The organism is Martelella sp. AMO21009 (assembly GCF_053484295.1).
Genome location: NZ_JBAKFR010000061.1, coordinates 1837 through 4292, shown reverse-complemented (window position 1 = coordinate 4292; position 2456 = coordinate 1837). Strand labels below are relative to the sequence as shown.

The following is a 2456-nucleotide window of genomic DNA, read 5'->3' as shown; positions in this document are numbered from 1 at the left end:
ATTTGAAATCACGCAATTTGTTCAAGGTTGGTTTTCCATGCATCTCGCCCGTTTTCCCCGCGTTCATCTGGCCCACCTGCCGACGCCGCTGGAGCGGCTCGACCGCCTGACGGCGGAACTCGGCGGTCCCGAAATCTGGATCAAGCGCGATGACTGCACCGGGCTTTCGACCGGCGGCAACAAGACCCGTAAGCTGGAATTCCTGATGGCCGAAGCCCAGGCGATGAAGGCCGATCTCGTAATGACCCAAGGCGCGACCCAGTCCAACCACGCCCGCCAGACGGCCGCGGCCGCCGCCAAGCTCGGCATGGCCTGCCATATCCTGCTCGAAGACCGCACCGGCTCCAACGATCCGAACTACAATGAAAACGGCAACGTCTTCCTCGACTACCTCCATGGCGCGACCGCCGAAAAGCGTCCCGGCGGGCTCGACATGAACGCCGAGATGGAAGCGGTCGCCGACGAAATCCGCAAGACCGGCAAGACCGTCTACACCATCCCCGGCGGCGGCTCGAACGCCACCGGCGCGCTCGGCTATGCCAACTGCGCGCTCGAACTGGTCTATCAGGCCAATGAACGCGATATTGCGATCGACCATCTGGTGCATGCCACCGGCAGCGCCGGCACCCAGGCGGGCCTGATCGTCGGCCTGAAGGCGATCAATGCGCAGATCCCGCTGCTCGGCATCGGCGTGCGGGCGCCGAAGCCGAAACAGGAGGAAAACGTCTACAAGCTCGCTGTCGCGACCGCAGAAAAGCTCGGCTGCCCCGGCGTCGTCGCTCGCGAGGATGTGGTCGCCAACACCGACTATGTCGGCGAGGGCTACGGCATTCCCGCACCCTCCACCATCGAGGCGATCGAGATGTTTGCCCAGATCGAAGGCATCCTTCTCGATCCCGTCTATTCGGGCAAGGGCGCTGCGGGTCTTATCGACCTGATCCGCAAGGGTATGTTCAAGAAGGGCGAAAGGATTGTTTTTCTCCATACCGGCGGTTCGGCGGGTTTGTTTGGCTATACAAGCGCCTTCGCCTTCGATCATACTGCCCGCGCAGCCGCCGAATAGGAGGTTATTTCCTTTATGGCACCGAAACCGTTTGCGGGCGCATTTACCCAGCAGGAACCGCTCGGCGAGGCGGCGATCGCCGCCGCCGCGCGCGTACTCGAAAGCGGCCGGCTGCATCGCTACAACACCGTTGCCGGCGAGACCGCCGAGGCGGCGCTGCTTGAGGCGGAGTTCGCCGCCTTTCAGGGCGTCGACTATTGTCTGGCCTGCGCGTCGGGCGGTTATGCCATGCATATCGCGCTGATGGCGGCGGGCCTGGAGCATGGCGAGGCGGTGTTGACCAACGCCTTCACCCTGTCGCCGGTGCCCGGCGCGATCGTCAATGCCGGCGGCAAGCCGCTGCTGGTCGAATGCACCCGCAATCTGGTGATCGACCTTGACGATCTGGAGCAAAAGGCCGACGGCGCGCGTTTCCTGCTGCTCTCCCACATGCGCGGCCATATCGCCGACATGGACCAGCTGATGGCGATCGCGGACCGTCACGGCTTGATGGTGATCGAGGATTGCGCTCACACGATGGGGGCGAGCTGGAACGGCACGAAAAGCGGCAATTTCGGCCTCGCCGCCTGTTTCAGCACCCAGACCTACAAGCATATGAATTCCGGCGAGGGCGGGTTGCTCACCTCCAACGACCCGGCTTTCATGGCCCGCGCCATCATCCTCTCCGGCTCCTATATGCTGTACGAGCGCCATGGCGCAGCGCCCGACAAGAGCCATTTCGAAAAGGCGCGGCTTGAGACCCCGAACTGCTCCGGCCGGATGGACAATCTGCGCGCCGCGATTTTGCGCCCGCAGCTTGCCGGGCTCAAGACCAATATCGATCGCTGGAACGAGCGCTACCGGACCATCGAAACCGCGCTGAAGGCCTCCGGCCTGTTTTACCTACCAGAGCGCCCGGCAGCGGAGCATCCCGTCGGCAGCTCGATCCAGTTCCTGATCGAGGGCATCGCGCCCGACGCGGCCCGCGCCTTCGTGGCCAATGCGAAGGCACTCGGCGTCGAGCTCAAATGGTTCGGCGATGCCGATCCCGTCGCCTTTACCAGCAATCATCATAGCTGGCGCTTCATCGCCGATCAGGCGCTGCCGCAGACCGACCAGGTGCTTTCCGGCCTGTTCGACATGCGCATCCCGCTGACCTTTTCCATCGCGGACTGCGCGCAGATCGCCGCGATCATCATCCATTGCGGCGAGCAACTCCGCCTGAAGGGAGCTGCCTGACATGCGTCGGATCGGGATTATCGGCGGCATGGGACCGGAAGCCACGGTGCTTCTGATGAGCCGCATCATTGCCGCCACGCCGGCCAGGGACGATGCCGACCATGTGCCGATGATCGTCGACAATAATCCGCAGGTGCCATCGCGCATCAAGGCGCTGATCGAGGGCGATGGCGAA

2 protein-coding genes are annotated in these 2456 nt (G+C 63.4%); both read left to right on the top strand.

The features are described from left to right. Positions 1–1063, top strand: a 1063-nt coding sequence (locus tag V6766_RS25405) for a D-cysteine desulfhydrase (protein ID WP_448471019.1), incomplete at its 5' end; no start/stop codon positions are given. A gap of 15 nt (positions 1064–1078) precedes the next feature. Then, entirely contained in the window at positions 1079–2281 is a 1203-nt protein-coding gene (locus V6766_RS25400; RefSeq protein WP_448471018.1) for a DegT/DnrJ/EryC1/StrS family aminotransferase, read from the top strand. Positions 2282–2456: the final 175 nt, after the last annotated feature.

Coding starts and splice junctions, on each gene's coding strand:
- V6766_RS25400 (WP_448471018.1), top strand. CDS start 1,079: ATGGCACCGAAACCGTTTGCGGGCGCATTTACCCAGCAGGAACCGCTC.